Origin of the sequence: Actinomadura sediminis (assembly GCF_042675525.1) — a bacterium.
In the GTDB taxonomy this organism is placed as follows: Bacteria; Actinomycetota; Actinomycetes; order Streptosporangiales; family Streptosporangiaceae; genus Spirillospora; species Spirillospora sediminis.
Genome location: NZ_JBHTJA010000108.1, coordinates 1 through 21,597, shown reverse-complemented (window position 1 = coordinate 21,597; position 21,597 = coordinate 1). Strand labels below are relative to the sequence as shown.

Annotated in this window: 21 protein-coding genes; 13 read left to right on the top strand and 8 right to left on the bottom strand. The window is 73.1% G+C overall.

Annotated elements, in window-relative coordinates; all coding sequences use genetic code 11:
• Together ACFQ11_RS31690 and ACFQ11_RS31685 are read right to left on the bottom strand one after the other, a co-directional pair.
• A partial coding sequence (locus tag ACFQ11_RS31690) for an FAD-binding and (Fe-S)-binding domain-containing protein (protein WP_378305399.1) occupies window positions 1–3,060 on the bottom strand: 3,060 nt, incomplete at its 3' end.
• Window positions 3,061–3,132: 72 nt separating this feature from the next.
• The gene (locus ACFQ11_RS31685) at window positions 3,133–4,275 is read right to left on the bottom strand and encodes an enolase C-terminal domain-like protein (protein WP_378305397.1); all 1,143 of its coding nucleotides are present in this window, start codon (window positions 4,273–4,275) and stop codon (window positions 3,133–3,135) included.
• A gap of 183 nt (window positions 4,276–4,458) precedes the next feature.
• Here ACFQ11_RS31685 and ACFQ11_RS31680 point away from each other — a divergent pair, with 183 nt between their 5' ends.
• The 3 genes from ACFQ11_RS31680 to ACFQ11_RS31670 all read left to right on the top strand — a co-directional run bounded on the left by ACFQ11_RS31680 (window position 4,459) and on the right by ACFQ11_RS31670 (window position 7,912).
• Window positions 4,459–6,264 carry a thiamine pyrophosphate-requiring protein gene (locus ACFQ11_RS31680; RefSeq protein WP_378305395.1) on the top strand — a complete coding sequence of 602 codons (1,806 nt, stop codon included), beginning with the start codon at window positions 4,459–4,461 and terminating at the stop codon, window positions 6,262–6,264.
• Between the two features lie 66 nt (window positions 6,265–6,330).
• Window positions 6,331–7,392 (top strand): type III polyketide synthase, encoded by a 1,062-nt coding sequence (locus ACFQ11_RS31675; protein ID WP_378305393.1) that lies wholly within the window; start codon window positions 6,331–6,333, stop codon window positions 7,390–7,392.
• Window positions 7,393–7,396: 4 nt separating this feature from the next.
• Window positions 7,397–7,912: an isoprenylcysteine carboxyl methyltransferase family protein gene (locus ACFQ11_RS31670; RefSeq protein WP_378305392.1), complete on the top strand. Its 516-nt coding sequence runs from the start codon at window positions 7,397–7,399 to the stop codon at window positions 7,910–7,912.
• A 55-nt stretch (window positions 7,913–7,967) separates the two neighbouring features.
• Here the strand turns inward: ACFQ11_RS31670 and ACFQ11_RS31665 are convergent, their stop codons facing one another.
• Together ACFQ11_RS31665 and ACFQ11_RS31660 are read right to left on the bottom strand one after the other, a co-directional pair.
• The gene (locus tag ACFQ11_RS31665; RefSeq protein WP_378305390.1) at window positions 7,968–9,245 is read right to left on the bottom strand and encodes an ABC transporter substrate-binding protein; all 1,278 of its coding nucleotides are present in this window, start codon (window positions 9,243–9,245) and stop codon (window positions 7,968–7,970) included.
• The gene (locus ACFQ11_RS31660) at window positions 9,242–10,207 is read right to left on the bottom strand and encodes a hypothetical protein (RefSeq protein ID WP_378305388.1); all 966 of its coding nucleotides are present in this window, start codon (window positions 10,205–10,207) and stop codon (window positions 9,242–9,244) included. The genes ACFQ11_RS31665 and ACFQ11_RS31660 overlap by 4 nt, the downstream gene beginning before the upstream one ends.
• 293 nt (window positions 10,208–10,500) lie before the next feature.
• Between ACFQ11_RS31660 and ACFQ11_RS31655 the strand changes: the two genes are divergently transcribed.
• Window positions 10,501–11,337, top strand: a complete 837-nt coding sequence (locus ACFQ11_RS31655) for an undecaprenyl-diphosphate phosphatase (protein ID WP_378305386.1) — start codon at window positions 10,501–10,503, stop codon at window positions 11,335–11,337.
• 64 nt (window positions 11,338–11,401) lie between these two features.
• Here the strand turns inward: ACFQ11_RS31655 and ACFQ11_RS31650 are convergent, their stop codons facing one another.
• Complete coding sequence (locus ACFQ11_RS31650) at window positions 11,402–11,887, bottom strand: VOC family protein (RefSeq protein WP_378305384.1); 486 nt, start codon at window positions 11,885–11,887, stop codon at window positions 11,402–11,404.
• 165 nt (window positions 11,888–12,052) lie between these two features.
• Here ACFQ11_RS31650 and ACFQ11_RS31645 point away from each other — a divergent pair, with 165 nt between their 5' ends.
• Window positions 12,053–13,165, top strand: a complete 1,113-nt coding sequence (locus ACFQ11_RS31645) for a hypothetical protein (RefSeq protein ID WP_378305382.1) — start codon at window positions 12,053–12,055, stop codon at window positions 13,163–13,165.
• A 13-nt stretch (window positions 13,166–13,178) separates the two neighbouring features.
• Here the strand turns inward: ACFQ11_RS31645 and ACFQ11_RS31640 are convergent, their stop codons facing one another.
• Both ACFQ11_RS31640 and ACFQ11_RS31635 read right to left on the bottom strand, forming a co-directional pair.
• Window positions 13,179–14,135 carry a DNA polymerase domain-containing protein gene (locus ACFQ11_RS31640; RefSeq protein ID WP_378305380.1) on the bottom strand — a complete coding sequence of 319 codons (957 nt, stop codon included), beginning with the start codon at window positions 14,133–14,135 and terminating at the stop codon, window positions 13,179–13,181.
• A gap of 61 nt (window positions 14,136–14,196) precedes the next feature.
• Window positions 14,197–14,469 carry a sulfurtransferase TusA family protein gene (locus tag ACFQ11_RS31635; RefSeq protein WP_378305378.1) on the bottom strand — a complete coding sequence of 91 codons (273 nt, stop codon included), beginning with the start codon at window positions 14,467–14,469 and terminating at the stop codon, window positions 14,197–14,199.
• 270 nt (window positions 14,470–14,739) lie between these two features.
• Here ACFQ11_RS31635 and ACFQ11_RS31630 point away from each other — a divergent pair, with 270 nt between their 5' ends.
• Window positions 14,740–15,078, top strand: coding sequence for an STAS domain-containing protein (locus tag ACFQ11_RS31630; protein ID WP_378305376.1), 339 nt, complete (start codon window positions 14,740–14,742; stop codon window positions 15,076–15,078).
• Here the strand turns inward: ACFQ11_RS31630 and ACFQ11_RS31625 are convergent.
• On the bottom strand, window positions 15,075–16,232 hold the full coding sequence (locus ACFQ11_RS31625; protein ID WP_378305374.1) for an ROK family protein: 1,158 nt from the start codon (window positions 16,230–16,232) through the stop codon (window positions 15,075–15,077). The genes ACFQ11_RS31630 and ACFQ11_RS31625 overlap by 4 nt on opposite strands.
• Before the next feature lie 116 nt (window positions 16,233–16,348).
• On the opposite strand from ACFQ11_RS31625, the gene ACFQ11_RS31620 reads away from it, so the two are divergent.
• The 7 genes from ACFQ11_RS31620 to ACFQ11_RS31590 form a co-directional block, all read left to right on the top strand.
• Window positions 16,349–17,077 carry an amino acid ABC transporter ATP-binding protein gene (locus ACFQ11_RS31620; RefSeq protein WP_378305372.1) on the top strand — a complete coding sequence of 243 codons (729 nt, stop codon included), beginning with the start codon at window positions 16,349–16,351 and terminating at the stop codon, window positions 17,075–17,077.
• A 50-nt stretch (window positions 17,078–17,127) separates the two neighbouring features.
• Entirely contained in the window at window positions 17,128–18,057 is a 930-nt protein-coding gene (locus tag ACFQ11_RS31615) for a glutamate ABC transporter substrate-binding protein (protein ID WP_378305370.1), read from the top strand.
• A gap of 39 nt (window positions 18,058–18,096) precedes the next feature.
• Complete coding sequence (locus ACFQ11_RS31610) at window positions 18,097–18,741, top strand: amino acid ABC transporter permease (protein ID WP_026404553.1); 645 nt, start codon at window positions 18,097–18,099, stop codon at window positions 18,739–18,741.
• A complete protein-coding gene (locus ACFQ11_RS31605) occupies window positions 18,738–19,601 on the top strand; it encodes an amino acid ABC transporter permease (RefSeq protein WP_378305367.1) in 864 nt (287 codons plus the stop codon). The genes ACFQ11_RS31610 and ACFQ11_RS31605 overlap by 4 nt, the downstream gene beginning before the upstream one ends.
• 8 nt (window positions 19,602–19,609) lie before the next feature.
• Complete coding sequence (locus ACFQ11_RS31600) at window positions 19,610–20,557, top strand: asparaginase (protein ID WP_378305365.1); 948 nt, start codon at window positions 19,610–19,612, stop codon at window positions 20,555–20,557.
• Window positions 20,554–21,312, top strand: coding sequence for a copper homeostasis protein CutC (locus ACFQ11_RS31595; RefSeq protein WP_378305363.1), 759 nt, complete (start codon window positions 20,554–20,556; stop codon window positions 21,310–21,312). Before ACFQ11_RS31600 ends, ACFQ11_RS31595 begins: the two co-directional genes overlap by 4 nt.
• A gap of 136 nt (window positions 21,313–21,448) precedes the next feature.
• The coding region (locus ACFQ11_RS31590) for a maltotransferase domain-containing protein (RefSeq protein ID WP_378305401.1) at window positions 21,449–21,597 on the top strand (149 nt) is incomplete at its 3' end.

The following is a 21,597-nucleotide window of genomic DNA, read 5'->3' as shown; positions in this document are numbered from 1 at the left end:
GGCGGCGACGCGCGCGCCGCGGCGGCGCCCCGGCGGCGCGGGCCGCCGGAAGACGGCCTTCACGTCGGCGCCGCGCGCGACCCCCATCACTTGCGCGAGGTGCAGCGCGCGCCGTCCCGTCCCGGCGTCCTCGATCTGCGTCTTGCAGGAGAACCCGTTCGCGACGACGTGCGTCGACGCGCCGGCGGCGCGCACGGCGGGCAGGATCTTCTGCTCGCCGCAGTCCATCGAGATGTCGTACTTGCCGTTCTCGAACCCCCACGACCCGGCGAGGCCGCAGCAGCCGCCCTTCAGGTCCTCGGTGTCGAGGCCCATCGCCCGGAGCAGCTCCGCGTCGGCGGACATGCCGCCCGTCGCGCGCTGATGGCAGTGCCCCCACAGCAGTGCCTCGCCGTCCCCCATGCGCGGCGGGTCGATGCCGAACTCGGTGAAGAACTCGGCGAAGTGGCGGGCGTTCTGCGCGAGCCGCTCCGCGTCGTCGTCGTGCGGGAGCAGCTTGGTCAGCTCGTCCTTGAAGACGGCGAGGCAGCTCGGCTCCATCCCGACGATCGGCGTACCGGACCGGACGTACGGGCGCAGCACGTCCAGGACGCGGTGCAGGTACCGTTCGGCGGCGTCGAGGAACCCGTAGTCGTAGAGCGGCCGGCCGCAGCAGACGTGCTCCTCGGGCATGACGACCCGCCACCCGGCCGCCTCGATCGCCTCCACGCACGCCACCCCGACGTCGGTGTGGAAGTGGTTGTTGAAGGTGTCGGGGAACAGGACGACCTGCCGCCCGCCGGGGTTCGCGGAGCCGCCGCGCCGCCGGAACCACTCCTGCAGGGTCATGGGGGCGAACGTCGGCAGCGGGCGGCGCCCGTCGATCCCGGCGACGAGCTTGGCGAGCCGCGCCAGCCCCGGCGTGTGGGTGGCGAGGTTGGCGACCTCCGGCATCCGGGACGCCATGCGCGCCGCCTGGTCGATGAACCCGAACGCGTACGCGTACCGGGGACGCCACCGCCGCGCCGACTTGTAGTGGTGGTGCAGGAACTCGGCCTTGTAGGTCGGTATGTCGACGTTGACCGGGCAGTCGTTCGTGCAGCCCTTGCAGGCGAGGCACAGGTCGAGGGACTCGGCGACCTCCTTGGACTGCCAGCCGTCGGTGACGACCTCGCCCTGCAGCATCTCGAACAGCAGCCGGGCCCGCCCGCGCGTGGTGTGCTTCTCCTCCCGGGTCACCTGGTAGCTGGGGCACATGGTGTTGGTCGCCTGCGGGACGCGGCACTCGCCGATGCCGACGCAGCGCAGCGCGGCGTGGGCGAAGTCGCCGTGGTCCTCCTTGTAGGCGAACTTCACCTCCGGGCGCGGCGGGTTGTAGCCGGTGCCGAGCCGCAGGTCCTCGTCCATCCGGTACGCGTCGACCACCTTGCCCGGATTCATCTTGCCCTCGGGGTCCCAGATGCGCTTGAACTCGCGCATCGCCCGCACCAGCTCGGAACCGTACTGGCGTTCCAGCAGCTCGCCGCGCTGCTGCCCGTCGCCGTGCTCGCCCGACAGCGAACCCCCGAACGACGCGACGAGGTCGGCCGCGTCCTGCATGAACGCCCGGTACGTCGCGATGCCCTCCGCGGTGCGCAGGTTGAAGCTCATCCGCGAGTGGATGCACCCCTGCCCGAAATGCCCGTACATGGCGCCGGTGATGCCGTGCCGGTCCATGACGCGGCGCAGCGCCGGGATGTAGTCGCCGATGCGGGACGGCGGGACGGCGGAGTCCTCCCAGCCGGGCCAGTGGTCCTGGCCGGGCGGGAACGCGGTCGAGCCGAGCCCGGCCTCGCGGATCGCCCACAGGTTGCCGGCGCGGCCGCCCTCCTGCGCGCTGCCGACCAGCGCGACCCGGTCCCGCGCGTACCCGCGTTCGTCCGTCAGCCAGCGGACGAACCCCTCCGCCGTCGCGACGGACTCCTCCGTGGTGTCGGCGCCGAACTGGACCAGGAGCCAGGCCGCGCCGCCCTGCCGGGGCAGCTCCTCGATGTCGGCGACGTTGATGTCCTGCAGCCGCTGGTCCTCGATGAGCCGGTCGTCGAGGGCCTCCAGCCCGATCGGGCGGAACCGCTCGATGATCTCGCCGCACTCCGCGGCGGCCTCGGCGAGCTCCTCGTACTCCACGACGACGAGCGTGCGCCGCAGCAACGCCGGCGTCAGCAGCAGCTCGGCGCGCAGGACGGTGACGCAGGTGCTCTCGGTGCCGGTCAGCGCGCGGGCGACGTTGAACCCGTTCTCCGGCAGCAGCTCGTCCAGGTTGAAGCCGGACACGCGGCGCGGCATCTCCGCGACGGACGGGAACCCGGCGCGGATCGCGTCGGCGTACCGGTCGCGCAGGTCGCGCAGCCGGGCGTAGATCTCGCCCTTGGGTCCCCCGGCGGCGATGATGTCGTCGAGGTGCTCCTCCTCGTTCGTCCCGACCCAGAACCGGTCGCCGCCGTAGGTGACGATCTCCATCGCGCGCAGGTTGTCGGACGTGCGCGGCCCCGGCCCGTACAGCTGCGACTGGACCGAGTGGATGCCGCACGAGTTGTTGCCGATGTTCCCGCCGATGACGCAGCGCGAGTGGGAGGAGGGGTCGGGGCCGAACACCAGGTTCCACTTCCCGGTGTGCCGGTTCAGCTCCTCGTTGATCACCCCGGTCTCGCAGGTGACGGTGCGCGCCTCGGCGTCCACCTCGCCGATCTTCGTGAGGTACTTGGAGTGGTCGATGACGACCGCGTAGTTCACGGTCTCCCCCGACAGGCTCGTCCCGCCGCCGCGGTTGAGGATCGGCGCGCCGAACTCGCGGCAGATCCGGTGCACGGCGACGACGTCGTCGAGCGTCTTCGGGATCACGACGCCGATCGGCACCTGCCGGAAGTTGGACGCGTCGTTGGCGTAGAGGGCGCGGGACCCGTCGTCGAACCTCACCTCGCCCTCGACGGCCTTGGCGAGCGCCTTCGCGAGCCGACCGACGGCGATCGTCGTCCGTCCGCGGGGCGGTCCCGGCATCGACGGGACGCTCTTCTCCGGCACCTGCTGGGTCTTCGTGGCCATCTGCGCGGTCCTTCGTCTCGTTCGGGTGAGGGTCGGGGGGCGGGCGGTTCGGGGCGTGCGGGGGGCGCCCGGTCAGGGGCGGGCGCCGTGCACCCGGTACGGCTCCGCGTCGGCCCATTTGACGGCGAGGCCGAAGCCGGGACGGTCCGGGGCGGGCCGCAGCGCGCCGCCCGCCGGGCTGAGCGTGCCGTCGAAGACGATGTCCTCGACGCGCACGTGGTCGTGGAAGTACTCCAGGTGGCGGAGCCGCTCGACGCCGCAGAACGCCTGCGCCGACAGGGCCGGGGCGCAGTGCGCGGACAGGTCGACGCGGTGCGCCGCCGCGAGCCCGGCGACCTGCAGGACGCCGGTGACGCCGCCGCAGCGGGTCACGTCGGCCTGCAGGCAGTCGACGGCGCCGTCCAGCAGCCCGGTGAAGTCGCCGAGGAGGAACCCGTACTCGCCGGCCGCGATCTCCAGCCCTCCCGGCCCCCGGTCGCGGAGCAGCCGCAGCCCGGCGACGTCGTCGGAGCTCACCGGCTCCTCCAACCATCGCACGTCCCACTCCTCGGCCAGGCGGTGCGCCCAGTACAGGGCGTCCTTGCGGGTCAGCGCCCCGTTGGCGTCGGCGTACAGCTCGGCGCCCGGCCCGATCGCGTCCCGGACGGCCGTGAGCCGCTCGGGGTCGCGTCCGGGCTCGCGCGCGACCTTCAGCTTCACCCGGGGGATGCCGCGCTCCACCCAGTCGGCGAGCTGCCCGGCGAGCCGGTCGAGCGGGTAGTTCGTGAAGCCGCCGCTGCCGTAGACGGGGACCTCGTCGTGGAACGCGGGCAGCACCCGGTACAGCGGCAGGCCGAGCAGCCGCGCCTTGAGGTCCCACAGCGCGGCGTCCACCGCCGACACGGCCATGGCGCCGGGGCCGGGCCGTCCGGCGTTGCGGATCGCGGCGAACATGGCGTGCCACGCGGCGGCGGGCGCGAGGGCGTCGCGCTCCCGGACGATCGACGCGAGCTTCGACTCGATGAACGCGGCGAGCGACACGTCGCCGTAGGTGTAGCCGACCCCGGTCCGCCCGCCCGCGTCCGCCTCGACGAGCACCATCGTGGTCGAGTCCCAGCGCAGCGTGCCGTCCTCCTCGACCCCGTCCGGGCCGTCGGTCGGCACCGTGAACGCGTGCACCCGCACGTCCTCGACGGGCACGACGGACCCGGCCTTCGCCCCGTTCGCCCCGGTCATCGGCCACTCCTCCGTTCGGCTCCGCTCGGTGACGGGCTCTAACTACCTCTGCGGCGAGGCCCGAAACGGGACGCCGCGCGCGAACACGGATCCCGGAACCCGCGCTGGTTTGGGGGCACGCTTCCCGGGGACTCGGGAGGTGGAACACGGGGCGAGAATCATCGATCGGGAGAGAAGAAGACCATGGCCCAGCAAGTAGCCGACTATGTCCTTCACCGCCTGACCGAGTGGGACGTCAAGCGGGTCTACGGATATCCGGGCGACGGCATCAATGGCATGCTGGGCGCGTTCGACCGCGCGAAAGGGAACCCGGAGTTCATCCAGACGCGCCATGAAGAGATGGCCGCGTTCATGGCGTGCGCCCACGCGAAGTTCACCGGCGAGGTCGGCTGCTGCGTGGCGACCTCGGGTCCGGGGGCGATCCACCTGCTGAACGGCCTGTACGACGCGAAGCTGGACCACCAGCCGGTCGTCGCGATCGTCGGGCAGCAGAAGCGGCTCGCTCAGGGCACCCATTACCAGCAGGAAGTGAACCTGGAGAACCTGTTCTCCGACGTTTCCGAGTTCTGCCAGATCGTCATGCACCCGGGGCAGGTCCGGCACGTGATCGACCGGGCGTTCAAGACGGCGCTGACCACGCGGGGCGTCGCGACGATCATCATCCCGGAGGACGTCCAGGAATCCGAGGCGATGCCGTCGCCGCCGAAGGAGCACGGCTCGGTCTACTCCAGCGTCGGGTGGAGCCAGCCGCGCGTGCTCCCGAACCATGACGAGCTGCGCAAGGCCGCCGACATCCTCAACGAGGGCGAGCGGGTCGCGATCCTCATCGGGCAGGGCGCGGCGAACGCCCGCGACGAAGTCGTCGAGGCCGCCGAGCTGCTCGGCGCCGGGGTCGCCAAGGCGCTGCTCGGCCGCGAGGTCCTGCCGGACGACCTGCCGTTCGTCACCGGGCCCATCGGGCTGCTCGGCTCGAAGGCCAGCGACGAGATGATGATGAACTGCGACACGCTGTTCATGATCGGCACCAGCTTCCCCTACGCGGAGTGGCTCCCGGACGAGGGCAGCTGCCGCGGCGTCGAGATCGACATCGACGGCCGCATGATCGGGATCCGGTACCCGATGGACGCGCACGTCGTCGGCGACGCCAAGGAGACGCTCCGCGAGCTGATCCCGCTGCTGCGGCGCAAGGAGGACCGGTCCTGGCGGGAGCAGATCGAGGAGAACGTCCGCTCCTGGAACACCGTGATGGAGAAGCGGGCCGGGCAGTCCTTCGAAGGCAAGATCAACCCGCAGGCGGTCGCCCACGAGCTGTCCCCGCTGCTGCCGGACGGGACCATCCTCACCGCCGACTCCGGTTCGGGCACCAACTGGTGGGCCCGGCACATCAAGCTCCGCGACGGCATGAAGGCGTCGCTGTCGGGGACCCTGGCGACGATGGGCCCCGGCGTCCCCTACGCGATCGCCGCGCGGTTCGCGTTCCCGGACCGCCCGGTCATCGCGTTCGTCGGCGACGGCGCGTTCCAGATGAACGGCATGAACGAGATGCTCACGGTCAAGCGGTACGCCGACCGGATGGGCGGCTCCCCGCCGCTGATCTTCTGCGTCTTCAACAACCAGGACCTCAACCAGGTCACCTGGGAGCAGCGGGCGATGGGCGGCGACCCGAAGTACGAGGGCTCCCAGTACATCCCCGACTTCCCTTACGCGAAGTACGCGGAGCTGTGCGGCCTGAAGGGCATCTACTGCGACGAGCCCAAGAAGGTCACGAGCGCGTGGCAGGAGGCGCTGGCGAGCGACCGCCCCGTCGTCCTGGAGTTCGTCGTGGACAACGAGATCGCGCCGATCCCGCCGCACATCATGAAGATGCAGGCGAAGAAGGCCGTCAAGGCCGGCATCAAGGACCCGGAGAAGGTCGGCATCGCCGCGCGGGGCTTCCGCCAGAAGCTGACCGAGATGTACGAGAACATGCCCGGCCGCAAGCACGACTAGCGCGGCGGCCGCGGACGCACCGGCGGACACCGGCACGGTCCCGGCGACTTCTGAGGGGAGACGGCCATGCGGATCGCCGCAGTGCGGACCGTGCTGCCGGAGCACCGCTACGCGCAGCACGAGATCACCGAGGCCGTGGCGGCCCGGACGGACGCCGACCCCCGGCTGCTCGCCCGGTTCCACGCCAACACGCAGGTCGGCGGCCGCAACCTGGCGCTGCCGATCGAGGAGTACGACCGGCTCGCCGACTTCACCGCCGCGAACGACGCCTACATCGACCGCGCGCTCGACCTCGGCGAGCGCGCGGCCCGCGCCGCGCTCGACGCCGCCGGGCTCGACCCGTCCGACATCGACCACCTGCTGTTCTGCTCGTCCACCGGGGTGGCGACGCCGTCGCTGGACGCGACGATCGCGCAGCGCGCCGGGCTGCGCGAGGACGTCGTGCGGGTGCCGGTGTTCGGGCTCGGCTGCGCCGCCGGGGCGGCGGGCCTCGCCCGCGTGAACGACCACCTGCGGGGCCGCCCGGACGGCGCGGCCCTGCTGGTGTGCGTGGAGCTGTGCTCGCTGACCGTCCAGCGCGGCGACGTCACCGCGCCCAACCTCGTCGGCAGCGGCCTGTTCGGGGACGGCGCGGCGGCGGCCGTCGCGCTCGGCGACGACCGCACGGCCGGCCGGCCGCCCGACGGCGCCGCGGGCCCGCGGGTCGTGGCGTCCCGCAGCCGCCTGTACCCGGACACCCGGCGGCTGATGGGCTGGGAGGTCGGCGCGCACGGCTTCCGGATCGTGCTGGCCGCCGACCTCGTCGATCTCGTGGAGAAGGAGCTCGCCGGGGACGTGGACGCCTTCCTGCGCGACCACGGGCTGTCCCGGGACGCGGTGCCGTCGTGGGTGTGCCATCCCGGCGGCCCCAAGGTGATCGAGAAGATCGGCGAGGTGCTCGGGCTGGACGGCGGCGAGCTGGACCTCACGTGGGCGTCGCTGCGGCACGCGGGGAACCTGTCGTCGGTGTCGGTGCTGAACGTGCTGGAGCGGACGATCGCCGAGCGGCGGCCGGCCGCGGGCGTCCCGGGCGTCCTGATGGCGCTCGGCCCCGGGTTCTCCGCCGAGCTCGTCCTGCTGCGCTGGTGATCCGGTGACCTGGTTCGCGCTGCTCATCGGCCTCGTCGCGCTGGAACGCCTGGCCGAGCTGGTCGTCGCGCGGCGGAACCTGGCGTGGGCGCGGAGCCTCGGCGGGGTGGAGCACGGGCGGGGCCACTACCCGGTGATCGTCGCGGTGCACGCGGGGCTGCTGGCCGGGGCGCCGCTGGAGGTGTGGCTGCTCGGCCGCCCGTTCGTCCCGGCGCTGGGCTGGCCGATGCTGGCGGTCGCCGTCCTCGCGCAGGGGCTGCGCTGGTGGTGCATCGCGACGCTGGGCCGGCGGTGGAACACCCGGGTGGTGATCGTGCCGGGGCTGCCGCCGGTCGCCCGGGGCCCCTACCGGGTGATGCCGCACCCGAACTACGCGGCGGTCGTCGCCGAGGGGATCGCGCTGCCGCTCGTCCACACCGCCTGGCTGACGGCGACGCTGTTCACGGTCGTGAACCTCGCGCTGCTGCGGACGCGGATCCGCGTGGAGAACGCCGCCCTGCGCACCGCGCCGCGCACCTAGCGGCACGCCCCGGCCGGGCGGCGCGGCGGGCCGGCCGGGCGGCGCGGCGGATCGGTCAGGCGGTGCGGCGGACCTTGTCCAGCGCGGCGAGGATCGCGTCGAGGCGCTCGTCCGCCGGGTCGGCGGCGTACTCGAGGACGGCGTGGTTGAACGCCGCCGCCATGACGCCCGGCATGGAGTCGGACGCGTCGAACCGCACGGTCTCCGCGCCGGCGAGGAGTGCGGCGACGCGCCGGGAGACGTCGTCCGGGTAGTCGCCCGGCGGGATATCCCGGTTGAGGGAGTACGCCCCGGACCCGGCCCGCTCGACCCAGGTGCGCTGCGCCTCCTCCGACGTCAGGTACGCGACGAGCCGGCGGGCGGCGGGCGTGTCGCGGAACATGCCGAGCAGGTCGCCGCCGATCGCGACGGTGCCCCGGCCCGGGAACGGCACGAAGTCGAAGTCGCGGCCGGGCCGCGGGCGCCCGTCGGCCTGCGCGTAGAAGGCGGGGATGAAGGAGCCGGCGTGGTCGAGGCGGCAGCCGGGCGGGTCGGCGAACATCCCGTGCCCCGCCTCGCCGTAGCCGGTGAGCAGGATGCCGCCGTTCCCGCCGTGCGCGCCCCGCACGACGGCCCCGAACTCCTCCCACGCGCGCCGCACCTCGGGCGACGTCCAGGCGAGCCTGCCGGACACCCACGCGTCGTAGGCCTCCGGGCCGGACAGGTGCAGCAGGAGGTCCTCGATCCAGTCGGTGCCGGGCCAGCCGGACTGCGAGGTGTCCTCGAGGCCGAGGCACCACGGGGCGGCGTCCGTCCCGGACACAGCGGCGGCGAGGTCGTCCCAGGTGAGGGACGGGTCGCGCAGGCGTTCGGCGAGCCCGCCGGGCAGCGTGTCCGGGGCGTACCAGATGAGGCTCTTCACCGACGCCTTGAGGACGATCCCGTACGGGCGGCGGGCGCCGTCCGGACCGGCGGCGGTGGTCGCCTCGGCGGCGATCCCCCGCGACGCGGAGCCGACCGGATGCAGGTGGCCGTCGGCGGCGTAGGCGCGCAGGTCGCCGGGGTTGGCGAGCACGGCGGTGTCGGGCGGGTGCCCGTCGTGCAGTTCGCTGGCCAGCACGGCGCGGGCGTCGCGGGTGCCGGTGTACTTCACGTCGATGCCGGTCTCCCGCTCGAACTCGGCCAGCATCGCGCCGAACGCCTCGCGTTCCGCGCCCGTCCACGAGCCCAGCACGGTGACCGTCCGGTCGCCTCCGGGGCCGCCGCAGGCGGTGAGCGCGGACGCGCACAGCAGGACGAGGGCGCACAGGACACGGGCGGGCAGGACACGGGCGGGCAGGGAGCGCACGGTCACCTCCGGTATTCGCGGAGCCGGAGCCAGATCCCGAGCGCGGCGAGGCCCGCGACGGCCGCGGTGCCCGCCGGGAGCCCTGCGACGAGCCCGCCGGTGTCGGCGGCGCCGCCGAGGCGGGCCGTCAGCGGGCGCTGCGCGCGTTCGGCCGCCGCGAGATCGAGCCCGCCCCCGGCCGGGGCGGGCCGGTCGTCCCGCAGCGCCCGTGCGCCCGTGTCGGCCGCGGCGATCTGCCCCTGGATCGTCCGGTCGAACGCGGGCAGGGCCCGTTCGGACGCGGCGGCGAAGGAGTCGCCGGCCCGCAGGAACACGGCCGCGACCCACGCCGTCAGGCCGATCAGCAGGACGGACGCGGCCAGCAGCGGAAGGTTGAGCACGCGGCGGAAGCGCCGGGCCATCGCGAGCTGGACGTACCCGAGGACGGCGAGGAGCGCGGCGGCGAGCGCGCAGACGGCCGCCACCGCGGCGTCGGACACCCACACCGACCCGTGCCGCTCCTCGACGGCGCGCCGGTCGCGTTCGGCGATCTCGTCGATGCGGTCGAGGAGCCCGCCCTCGGCGTGCAGCATCCGCGACGCGTAGGTGAGGTAGGCGTAGCCGAGCTCCTCCAGTCCCTTGCGGTACGTGGCGTCCGCCTGCTCGACGAGCCCCTGGTACGTCACGACCTGCGCGTTCACCGACCGCAGCAGGTCGCGCCCGGCCTCGCCGCCGACGTCGACCTCGGCGATCCGGGAGAGGCCGTCGCCCGCGGTGGTGATGTCGTCGCGGAACCGCTGCCCGGGGCCGGTGAGCTGCGCGGCCCCCGACCGGAAGCTCTGCCATGCGGCCCGGTCGGCGTCCGACAGCGCGGCGTGGGCCGTCCGGGCGCCGACGTACGCGGGAACGCCCTTTTCCCGCGCGGATTCCACCGCGGACCGCCCGCCGACGAGCACGCTCGTCGCGGCGATCCAGAACAATAGGGCCATACCTACAGAAAAGGCCAGCATGGTCATTAGCCAGCGCGGCGTGCTCCATTCCCTGCGAACGGCGCGGGAACGAGCCAGAGCGAGCGACACGCGAGCATGATAAGCGGACGGGGCCGCCGGTTCGGCGGCATTTATGCTTGACCGTCGATTGATCGAGGCGTAATGAGCCGTCGTCCAATGGGTGAACAGCCGGTGGCCGGTGGGATAACGCGTGGCCGATATGCGGGTTTCGCCCGTACGGCGGCGATAGGCTCACGGCGCGTAACCGGGCATGAGAGGGAAAAACGAGTCACGTGAGCGCGATCAGCGTAGGCCAGGCCATCGTCCTCGGCATCGTGGAGGGCCTGACCGAATTCCTGCCGGTGTCCTCAACCGGCCACCTCAAGATCACCGAGGGGCTGATGGGCATCCCGGTGGACGACGAGTCGGTCGTGGGCTTCACCGCCGTGATCCAGGTGGGGGCGATCGCCGCCGTCCTGGTGTACTTCTTCAAGGACATCCTCCGCATCGTGAGGGCCTGGGGGACGGGGCTCGTCAAACCGTCCGAGCGGTACCACCACGACTACAAGTTCGGGTGGTGGATCATCTTCGCCACCGTCCCGGTGGTGGCCGTCGGGCTCGCCGCCGAACCGCTGATCGAGGGGCCGCTCGCGTCGCTGTGGGTGGTCGCCGGGTCGCTGATCGTCGGCAGCGTCGTGATGTGGCTCGCCGACCGGTACGGCCGGCACAAGCGCGGCGAGGACGACACCGACTTCAAGGACGCGATGCTGGTCGGCTCGTCGCAGATCCTCGCGATGCTGTTCGCCGGGTTCTCCCGGTCGGGCGCGACGATCTCGACCGGGCTGCTGCTCGGCCTCGACCGGGTCGCCGCGACCCGGCTGTCGTTCTTCATGGGGATCCCCGCGCTCACCGGCGCGGGCCTCTACCAGCTTCCGGGCGCGCTCGGCACCGGCAACAGCGTGCTGCCGCTGCTCGTGGGCACCGTCGTGTCGTTCATCGTCGCGTACGCCTCGATCGCGTGGCTGCTCAAGTTCGTGGCCAGCCACTCGTTCACGTCGTTCGTGATCTACCGCGTGGTGATCGGCCTGCTGCTGTTCGGCCTGCTGGGCGGCGGCGTCATCGAGGGCTGAGCGGGATCCGCGTCCGTCCCGGGCCGGGCCCCGGGGCGGACGCGCGCCGCGGCCCCGCGGGCGGTCACTGTCCGGCGTACGCCTTCCGCAGCGCGGCGAGGTCGAGCTTGCGCATCGACATCATCGCCTGGTTCACGCGGGCGGTCTTCACCGGGTCGGGGTCGAGGAACATCTGGATCAGCTCCTCCGGGGTGACCTGCCAGGACACCCCGAACCTGTCCTTGAGCCAGCCGCACTGGCCCTCCTCGCCGCCGCCCTCGAGCAGCCGGCTCCAGTAGTAGTCGACCTCCTCCTGGTCCGCGCAGCGGATCTCGAAGGAGATGGACTCGTTGAACTCGAACAGCGGACCGCCGTTCAGCCCGACGAACTTGTGCCCGTTGGCCTCGAACTCGACCGTCAGGACCTGGCCCGGCGTGGCGCCCGGGGTGCCCTCCGGGGCGCGCATGATCTGGCCGATCCTGGAGTCCTTGAAGATCGACACGTAGTGCTCGGCGGCCTCTTCCGCCTGCCCGTCGAACCACAGGCACGTGGTGAAACCCTTGGCGACCATCGTTGCCTCCTCGTTGCGGCGTCTCCACATGGAGACCTGCCCCGACGTGGGGATTCATCGCCGGACGCAGGGCCGGCGGTGTTCCCGCGGCTCCGCACCCTCCCGGACGACGCCGCCCGTCCGGGTGCCAGTATTGCCGTCGCCGTCTCCGCGAGGGAGTTGTCCGTGGCGTCCAAGCTGATCCTGCACATCGGCCTGCAGAAGTCGGGCACGACCTTCCTGCAGCACATGCTCCAGAGCAACGCCGGAACGCTCGCGGACGCGGGCGTCCGCTACCCGATCCCGCCGGACTGGGAACGTGGACGCCGGACCGTCGCCAACCACGAATGGTCGAGCTACGGGCTGCTCGGCACCGAGTACCCGTGGGTGTCGGAGGGGCGCGCGGCGCGGGAGGCGCCCGGCTGGGAGGCCCTGCGCGACGACGTGCGCGAGTCGCCCGGGACGGTGCTGCTGTCGGCCGAGGCCCTGTCGGTCGTGCGCGCCCCCGCCGCCGGGCGGCTGCTGGACGCGCTCGGCACCGGCGACGTCGAGGTCGTCGTCACGGCCCGCAGCCTGGGCCGCGCCCTCCCGTCCCTCTGGCAGCAGCACATCCGCAACGGCCGCAGCACCACCTTCGGCGGCTACCTCACGGGCCTCGCCGCGCACCGCGACAAGGGTCCCGACCATGTCGAGAACGAACTCGACGCGCACATCTGGCGGGCGTTCGCGCTGAGCGGGCTCGTCCGGCGCTGGGCCGCCGCCGGGGCGTCCCGGGTCAGCGTGGTCACCTCGCCCGGACGCCCGCCCGAGCTGCTCTGGCGCCGGTTCGCCCAGGCGATCGGCCTGCCCGACCTCGCGCACCTCCCGCCCGTCCGGGAGGAGGGGCTCGCGCACACCGGCCTGACGGCGCCCGAGACCCTGGTCGTGGCGGGGCTCAACGACGCGATGCGGGAGCGGTCCTGGAGCGGCGGCGCCGCCGACCGGGTCCGGCAACTGGTCATCGAACGGTTCCAGACCCGCGACCGGCGCGGCGGCCGGGTCGTGGTGCCGCCCGAGTGGCGCGAGCGGGTCGCGGCCTGGGCCGCCGCGGACGTCGCCGCGCTGCCCGGCACGGGCGCCGCCGTCATCGGCGACATCGACGACCTCGCCTACGCCCCCGAACGCGACGGGTCCCGCGCCCCGACGCCCGAGGAGACCGCCGCCGCGGGCGCCGAGGCCGCCCTCGCGTTCGCGGAGCCGCACCTGCAGCCGTCCCCCATCCGCCGCGGCGCCCGCAAGATCCGCCGCCGCCTCCCCTGACCCGCCGCGAGGTTCAGCCGCCGGCGCGGCGGGCGCGGGCCCGGCGTCTGCCCTCGTGCATCGCCTGGACGCGGGCGACCGGGATCGCGCGTCCCTCCTCGACCAGGTCGGCGGGCAGGCTCTGCGGGGCGGGCATCGCCGCGGCCCACGGGTCGCCGTCGCCGATCAGCTCCCGCGCCGCGCGGAGGGTGAACGCCCTCGGGTCGACGGCGTCCAGGTCGTCCCACGGCACCGGGAAGGACACGGGGGTGCCGGGGCGGACGCGCGGACTGTAGGCGGCGGCGACCGTCCCGGTCCCCGCCCGCGTGGAGTCGAGGAACACGCGGCCCGCGCGGTCGTCGCGGATGAACGCGGTGGTGGCGAGCGCGGGGTCGAGGCGTTCGGCGCGGGCGGCGAGGGCCCGCGTCGCGGCGGCGACGTCCTCCACGGGGGTGCGGCCGTCGAGCGGCGCGAACACGTGCACGCCCTTGGCGCCGCTCGTCTTGACGGCGCCCGCCAGCCCCGAGTCGGCCAGGGCCCGGCGGACCAGGTGCGCGGCCCGCGCGGCGACGGCGAACCCGCCGCCCTCGGGCGGGTCGATGTCGAGCACCAGGTGCGTCGGACGGTCGGGGGCGTCCACGCGCATCAGGGGCGGGTGGTACTCCACGGCGCGCTGGTTGGCGAACCACAGCAGCGTCCGGCGGTCCTCGCAGAGCGCGTACGACACCTCCCGCCGCGACGACTCCGCCCACAGCGTCACGCGCCGCACCCAGTCGGGCGTGTACTTGGGGAGGTTCTTCTGCATGAACGGCTTCTGGCCGCGCAGGACGCGGACCACCGACAGCGGGCGGCCGGCGAACTGCGGGACGAGCCGGTCCGCGAGCGCGTCGAGGTAGTCGACCAGGTCGCGCTTGCTCGCCTCGGCCCCCGGGAACAGCGGCTGGTCGAGGTTCGTCAGCCGGACCCCGTCCCGTTCCTCTTCGGCGGTCACCCGTCCAGCTTCGCACGCCGCCGCGGCACCGTCACACCCGCACGCCCCTGGGGCCGGATCGCTAGCCCGTCCGCCAGGGGGACTTCGGGTGGGTGGGGACGGCGTTCTCCGTCACGCGGAGGGCGTAGGTGGGGGTGGGGGCGTCGTCCAGCGGCCCCAGGTAGGCGTGCCCGGTCAGGTGGCACCACGCGGGGAGGTCGATGGGGGCCGCCGGGTCGGTCGCCATGAGATGGACGATCGTGCCGGCGGGCAGGTCCGCGAGGCGGCCGCGGAGCTCCAGGAGCAGGCGCACGCAGGCGCGGTCGCCGCCGTCGATGACCACCGGTTCGCTCATCGTCCTCCCGTCCGGCGCGAGGGTAGCAGCACGCGGTGAACGCGGCGACAAGGCCGACGATCCACGCTTTCTGCACAAGCTTCACATCTAACAACAAACTTCTTCTTAACGGGATCCTCGTGATTATGGGTGATCGCCAACGCAGACTTGACCTCCTCTTTCAGGTTTCGTCCAGTTACGCCGCTTACAGTCACAGGTGACGCACCCCCGCTGTCATTCGGTCGAGGTCACGGACGTCTGGGGCGACGCATGGAACTTGGAGTTGCGCGTGTGGAGAGCACCGAGGACTGCGGGACGCTGACGTTCCCGGCCGAGGTCGATCTCGGCAACGCCGCGGCGATCCTCGGACAGGCCGCCGCGCTGCTCGACTCCGGCGTTCCGGCACTGATCATCGACCTGAGCGACTGCGCGTTCTGCGACTCGAGCGGGCTCAACGTCGTCCTCCGCTCGCAGATGCGGGCGACGGAACTGGGCGTGCCGATGTGGGTCGTGCTGCCGTCGCGCGGGGTCGTCCGGCGGATCAGCGAGATCGCGGGGCTGCAGCGGCGGGTCGCGATCGCCCCGGACCTCGCGACGGCGCGGGAGGCGCTGGCGCCCGCCCGGCCCTAGCGGTCGAGGGCGCGGCCGATCCAGCCGTCGGACGCCTCGAGCAGCAGGTGCCCTGCGCCGAGGATGCTCGCGTCGCGGCCCGCGGCGGAGGTGTCGATCTCGAGGTTGCGGGTGGCGAGCGGCAGGCAGCGCTCGTAGATGACGCCGCGGACCGTCGCGACGAGCGGTTCGGCGTTCGACAGGCTGCCGCCGATGATCAGGGCGTCGGGGTTGAAGAAGTTCACCAGCGCGGTGAGGACGTCGCCGATGAGGCGGCCCGCGGTGCGGACGGCGCTGGTCGCCTGCGGGACGCCGTCGGCGACGAGGTCGACGATCTGCGCCGGATGGTCGACGGCGATGCCCTGTTCGGCGAGCGCGGCGATGAGGGCGGCGCCGCTCGCGTGCGCCTCCAGGCAGTCGGGGTGGCCGCAGGAGCAGTCGACGGTGGCCTCGGACAGGATGCGCACGTGGCTGATGTCGCCGGCGGCGCCGCGCCCGCGGTGCAGCCGGCCGTCCACGATGACGCCGCAGCCGATGCCGCTGCCCAGCTTGATCACCATGAGGTTGTCGCAGGCGGGCCGCGAGTGCCGGTGCTCCCCGACGGCCATGAGGTTGGCGTCGTTCTCGACCAGGGCGGGGACGCCCGCCTGCGCGGTGACGAACTCGCGCACCGGGAAGTCGTTCCAGCCCGGCATCCGGGAGGGCGAGACGACCTGGCCGGTGGCGGGGTCGACGGGGCCGGGCAGCCCGATGCCGGCGCCGCGGACCGGGACGTCGCCGAAGCCGTGCGCGCGGGCGAGCGCGCGGAGCGCGTCGATGACGTCGGTGAGCGTCTTCTCGGGGCCGACCGCGATGTCGCAGGTCAGGTCGGAGAGCGCGAGGGGCGTGCCGGCCAGGTCGGCGACGGCGAGCCGGGCGTGGTGCGCGCCGAGGTCGGCGACCAGGAAGACGCCGGCCTGCCGGGCGAGCCGGAGGCGCCGGGGCCGCCGGCCCCCGCGCGAGGCCCCGGCGCCCTCCTCGGCGAAGAGCCCGGCGTCGAGGAGCTGCTCGACCCGCAGCGAGACGCTGGAGGCGGCGAGGCCGGAGAGCCGGGCGAGCTCGGCCCGCGATTCCGCCTGACCGGTGGCCACCAGCCGCAGGAGGGCCGCCGGTCCGTCGTCTCTGCTGTTGCGCACCCCAGATAGATAGCATGCGCGAACTTGGTACAGCAACGCATTGACTTACGTCGATTTGACGTTCTATCTTCCTGCTTGGCTTCGATATCGAAGGAAGTTGGATCGTAGGTGACGGAATGATCGAGGTTCGCGGCCTCCAGAAGCGCTTCGGCGACCACGTCGCGCTGCGCGACGTGGATCTGGACGTGGGCAAGGGCGAGGTCGTCGTGGTGATCGGCCCGTCCGGGTCCGGGAAGTCCACGCTCTGCCGGTGCCTGAACCGGCTGGAGACGCCGGACGGCGGAAGCGTGCGGATCGACGGCCGCGAGCTGCCCGCCGAGGGTCGCGCGCTGGCGAAGCTCCGCGCGGACGTCGGCATGGTGTTCCAGTCGTTCAACCTGTTCCAGCACAAGACCGTCCTGCAGAACCTGACGCTCGGGCCGACGAAGGTCCGGGGCGCCTCCCGTGAGGAGGCCGAGCGGACCGCGCGCGAACTGCTCGACCGCGTCGGGATCGGCGAGCAGGCCGGCAAGCTCCCCGCGCAGCTGTCCGGCGGGCAGCAGCAGCGCGCCGCGATCGCCCGCGCGCTCGCGATGCGGCCGAAGGCGATGCTGTTCGACGAGCCGACCTCCGCGCTCGACCCCGAGATGGTCGGCGAGGTCCTGGACGTCATGACGGGCCTGGCCCGCGACGGCATGACGATGGTCGTCGTCACCCACGAGATGGGGTTCGCCCGCAAGGTCGCCGACCGCGTCGTGTTCATGGCGGACGGCGAGGTCGTCGAGTCCGGGAAGCCGTCCGAGTTCTTCGACTCCCCCGCCAGCGACCGGGCCAGGGACTTCCTGGCCAAGGTCCTCAGCCACTAGCGACACCATTCCGGCGCGCTCCCGCGCGCCTCCGAGAAAGGTTCACGATCATGGTGCGTTTCCCTGCGGGGATGCGGCGGGCGGCGGTGGCCGCGGTCGCCGCGCTGACGCTGACGGGCCTCGCGGCCTGCGGCGACTCCTCCGACCCGGCCGTCCCGGGCTCCGGCGGCGGCAAGACCGACGACCTGCTGGCGTCCGCGCCGGTCGCCGAGAACATCCCGGCCGGCTCCACGATGGCGAAGATCAAGGAGCGCGGGGAGCTGCTGGTCGGCGGTTCGCTCGACGCGCCGCTGCTGTCCCAGCAGAACCCGGTCAGCGGCCAGGTCGAGGGCCTGGACGCCGACTTCGGGAAGCTGCTCGCGAAGTACATCATCGGCGAGCCCAAGGTGAAGATCGTCAACTCGGCGTCGGAGACCCGCGAGGCGCTGATCTCCAACGGCACCGTCGACGTGGTCCTGCAGACCTACAGCATCACGCCCGAGCGCGCCGAGAAGGTCGCGTTCGCGGGCCCGTACTACAGCTCCGGCCTCGTCATCGCCACCAAGGCGGACGAGACCGGCATCAAAACCCCGGCGGACCTGAACGGCAAGACGGTCATCGCGGGCGCGAACACCCCGGCGATCCCGGCGATCGAGAAGGCCGCACCGGACGCGAAGATCGTCACGTTCGGCAGCGACCCCGAGTGCGTCCAGGCGCTCAAGCAGGGCCGCGGCGTCGCCTACGTCCAGGACCAGGCCGTCCTGCTCGCCACCGCGAAGGAGGACACCTCGATCAAGATCCAGGGCGAGCCGTTCACCACCGACCCGTACGGGATCGGCCTGAAGCACGGCGACGAGCAGTTCAAGACGTTCGTCAACGACTGGCTGCGCGAGATCCAGAAGTCGGGCCTGTGGGCGAAGGTCTGGAAGAACTCGATCGGGACGGTCGTCGAGGGCGAGGCGCCCGAGCCGCCCGCGATCGGGTCCGTGCCCGGCTCCTGACCGCCCGCCCGCCGAGACCCCAGTGAAAAAGGCCCTGCCATGAACGTCATCACCGACCACCTCTCGGAGTTCGGCGACGGGCTGCTGCTGACCGTCGAGCTGACGCTGCTGGCGCTCGCCGGCGCGCTCGCCGCCGGGATCGTCGTGGCCGCGATGCGGGTCAGCCCGGTGCGCGTGCTGCGCGCCGCCGGAATGGCCTACGTCGAGACGCTGCAGAACATCCCGCTGCTGGTGTGGCTCGTCATCGCGGTGTTCGGGCTGCCGGAGATCGGCGTCATGGCCGGGCTGTTCACCAGCGCGGTCGTCGTGATCGCCCTCTACCAGGGGGCGTACATGGCCGAGGCGATCCGGTCGGGCATCAACGCGGTGCCCGCCGGGCAGGGCGAGGCCGCGCGGGCGCTCGGGCTGACGTTCGTCCAGTCGCTGCGGCTGGTCGTGCTGCCGCAGGCGCTGCGGACGGCGATCCAGCCGCTCGGCACCATCGCGATCATGACGCTGATGAACACGGCGATGGCGGCGGCGGTCGGCGTCGTGGAACTGACCGCCGCCGCGAACCGGGTCAACCTGGCCGAAGCCCAGCCGATCTACATCTTCGTGACCGCGGGCCTGCTCTACATGGCGCTGTCGGCCGTGTTCGGGCTGGTCACCGGGGCACTCGAACGGAAGCTGGCGATCCTGCGATGAGTTCCTCCCCCACCTCGCGCCTGCTGTTCGACGATCCGGGGCCGCGCGCCCGGCGCCGCATCCGGATCACCACCGCCGGGTCGCTGCTGATCGGTGCGGCCCTCGTCGCGCTGGCGCTGCGGCAGTTCGCCGAGAACGGGCAGCTCGCCGCCGAACGCTGGGAGCCGTTCGGGACGTGGCCGATGTGGCGGTACCTCCTCGACGGGCTGCTGTCCACGGCGAAGGCCGCCGCCGTCGCGATCGCCCTCGCCATGGCGGGCGGCGTCGTGCTGGCGCTCGGCCGGACGTCGCCGTCCCGGTGGCTGCGGTGGCCCGCGACCGCGTACGTCGAGGTCGTCCGGACGATCCCGGCGCTGCTGCTGGTGTACGTGGTGCTGTTCGCGCTGCCCCGGTACGGGGTGAACATGCCGCTGTTCTGGAAGCTCGTCGTGCCGCTGGCGGTGTCGAACGCGGCGGCGTTCGCGGAGATCTTCCGGGCCGGCATCCGGTCGGTGGAGCGGGGCCAGCTCGAGGCGGGCCTCGCGGTCGGGCTGACCCGCGGCCGCGCGATGCGGCTGATCGTCCTGCCGCAGGCGGCCCGCCGGGTGCTGCCGTCACTGGTCAGCCAGTCGGCGGGGCTGCTGAAGGACACCTCGCTCGGGTACGTCGTCAGCTACGCCGAGCTGCTCTACAGCGGCAAGGTCCTGGCGAACTACAACCACCTGCTCATCCAGACCTACCTGATCGTCGCGCTGATCTACCTGGTGGTGAACGCGACGCTGTCGAAGATCGCGCGGACGCTCGAGGCGCGGCAGCGGACCCGGCCGTCCCGCGCCGTCCGCGCGGCCGCGCCGGGCGCCCCCGTGGTGAAGACGAGCTGAGGAGATCGATGTACGAAGTGCTGGCGGAGGTCGTGCGGAACGGCTTCGCCGAGAGCCTCCACTACGGCAGCGTCGCCGGGATCGCCCCGGACGGCTCCCTCGCGCACATCCGCGGGAACCCGGAGGAGACCGTCCTGCCGCGCTCGACGACCAAGCCGTTCCAGGCGGCCGCGTGCCTGGCGGCGGGCGCGCCGCTGTCCGGCGAGCGGCTCGCGATCGCGGCGGGCAGCCACACCGGCGAGGACTTCCACCTGAAGACCGTCGAGGCGATCCTCGGCGACGCCGGGCTGGACGCCGGCGCGCTGCGGTGCCCGCCGTCCTGGCCGGAGGACGAGCCGACGAAGGCCGCGCTGATCCGCGCCGGGGAAGGCGAGTCACGCGAGCGGATGAACTGCTCGGGCAAGCACGCCGCGATGCTCGCCGCGTGCGCCGCGGCGGGCTGGCCGACCGGCACCTACCTCGACCCCGAGCACCCGCTGCAGCGGCTCGTGCGGCGGACGATGGCCGACTGCTCGGGCGAGGACCCGTCCCCCGTGGCGGTGGACGGCTGCGGCGCGCCCCTGTTCGGCCTCACCCTCACCGGCCTCGCGCGCGCCGCGGCGTCGCTCGTCCGCGCGCAGGACGGCCCGTGCCGCGCGGTCGCCGACGCCATGCGCGCCCACCCCGAGTACGTCGGCGGGACCGGGCACGTCAACACCGAGTTCATGCGGGCGCTGCCCGGCTCGGTCGCCAAGGGCGGCGCGGAGGGCGTGCTCGTCGCGGCCACCGCGCAGGGCCACGCCGTCGCGGTGAAGGTCATCGACGGCAGCCCCCGCGCCACCACCGCCGTGGCGCTGAGCGCGCTCGCCGCGCTCGGCGCCGACATCGCCCCGGCCGCCGCGCTGGGCACCGTCCCGGTCCTCGGCGGAGGCCGCCGGGTCGGGGAGATCCGCACCGTTTCGGAAGGAAGTCAGTGAGCCTCACCTACGAGATCTGCATCGACGGCGTCGCGGGCGCGGTGGCCGCCGAGAAGGCGGGCGCCGACCGCGTGGAGCTGTGCGCGGCCCTGTTCGAGGGAGGGCTGACCCCGACGCTCGGGACGGTCCGCGCCGCGCTCGCCGCGGTCTCGTCCATCCGCGTGCACGTCATCATCCGGCCGCGCGGCGGCGACTTCATCTTCGACGAGCACGAGGTCGCCGCGATGGAGCACGACGTGGCGCTCGTCCGGGAGGCGGGGGCGCACGGGGTCGTCATCGGCGCGCTGACGCCGGACGGCGAGGTCGACCGGCCGGTCGTGGAGCGGCTCATCGCCGCGGCGGGCGGGCTGCCGGTGACGTTCCACCGCGCGTTCGACATGGCCGCCGACCCGTTCGCCACCCTGGAGACGCTCGTCGAGCTCGGTGTCGACCGGGTACTGACGTCCGGGCAGGACGTCAGCGCGCTCGAGGGCGCGCCGCTGATCGCCGAGCTGGTGCGGCGGGCCGGGGACCGCATCGTCGTGATGCCGGGCGGCGGCATCACCGACCGCAACGCGGCCCGCGTCGTCGCGGCGACCGGCGCGCGCGAGGTGCACTTCGCGGCGCTGGCGGAGGAGCCGAGCCCGGCCGTGCACCGCAACCCGCACCCGTTCATGGGCGGTGAGCTGCGGCAGCCGGAGTACCGGCGGCTCGTGACCAGCGGCGCGGGGATCGGCGCGGTGATGCGCGCCGCGGAAACGCCCGTCCGGGGCTGATCCGCTCCCGCTCGTCCCGATTGCCGTGCCTTGGGCAATCTCTTGTCATGATCTTGACGAGTTCGCGATGGGCGGGACTTGCGGACGGGGCATGGATGCCTAGGACCATCGCCGTCGGCACCGGGAGCGGGCACAGATGCAGGTGAAGCTGGAGGCCGAGCTGGGGCGCGTCCCGATCGTGGACGTGCAGCCGGTGGTGGGGTGCGGCCGGTGGCCGGCCAAGGCGGTGGTGGGCGAGACGTTCGAGGTGTCGGCGACGGTGTTCCGCGAGGGGCACGAGATGCT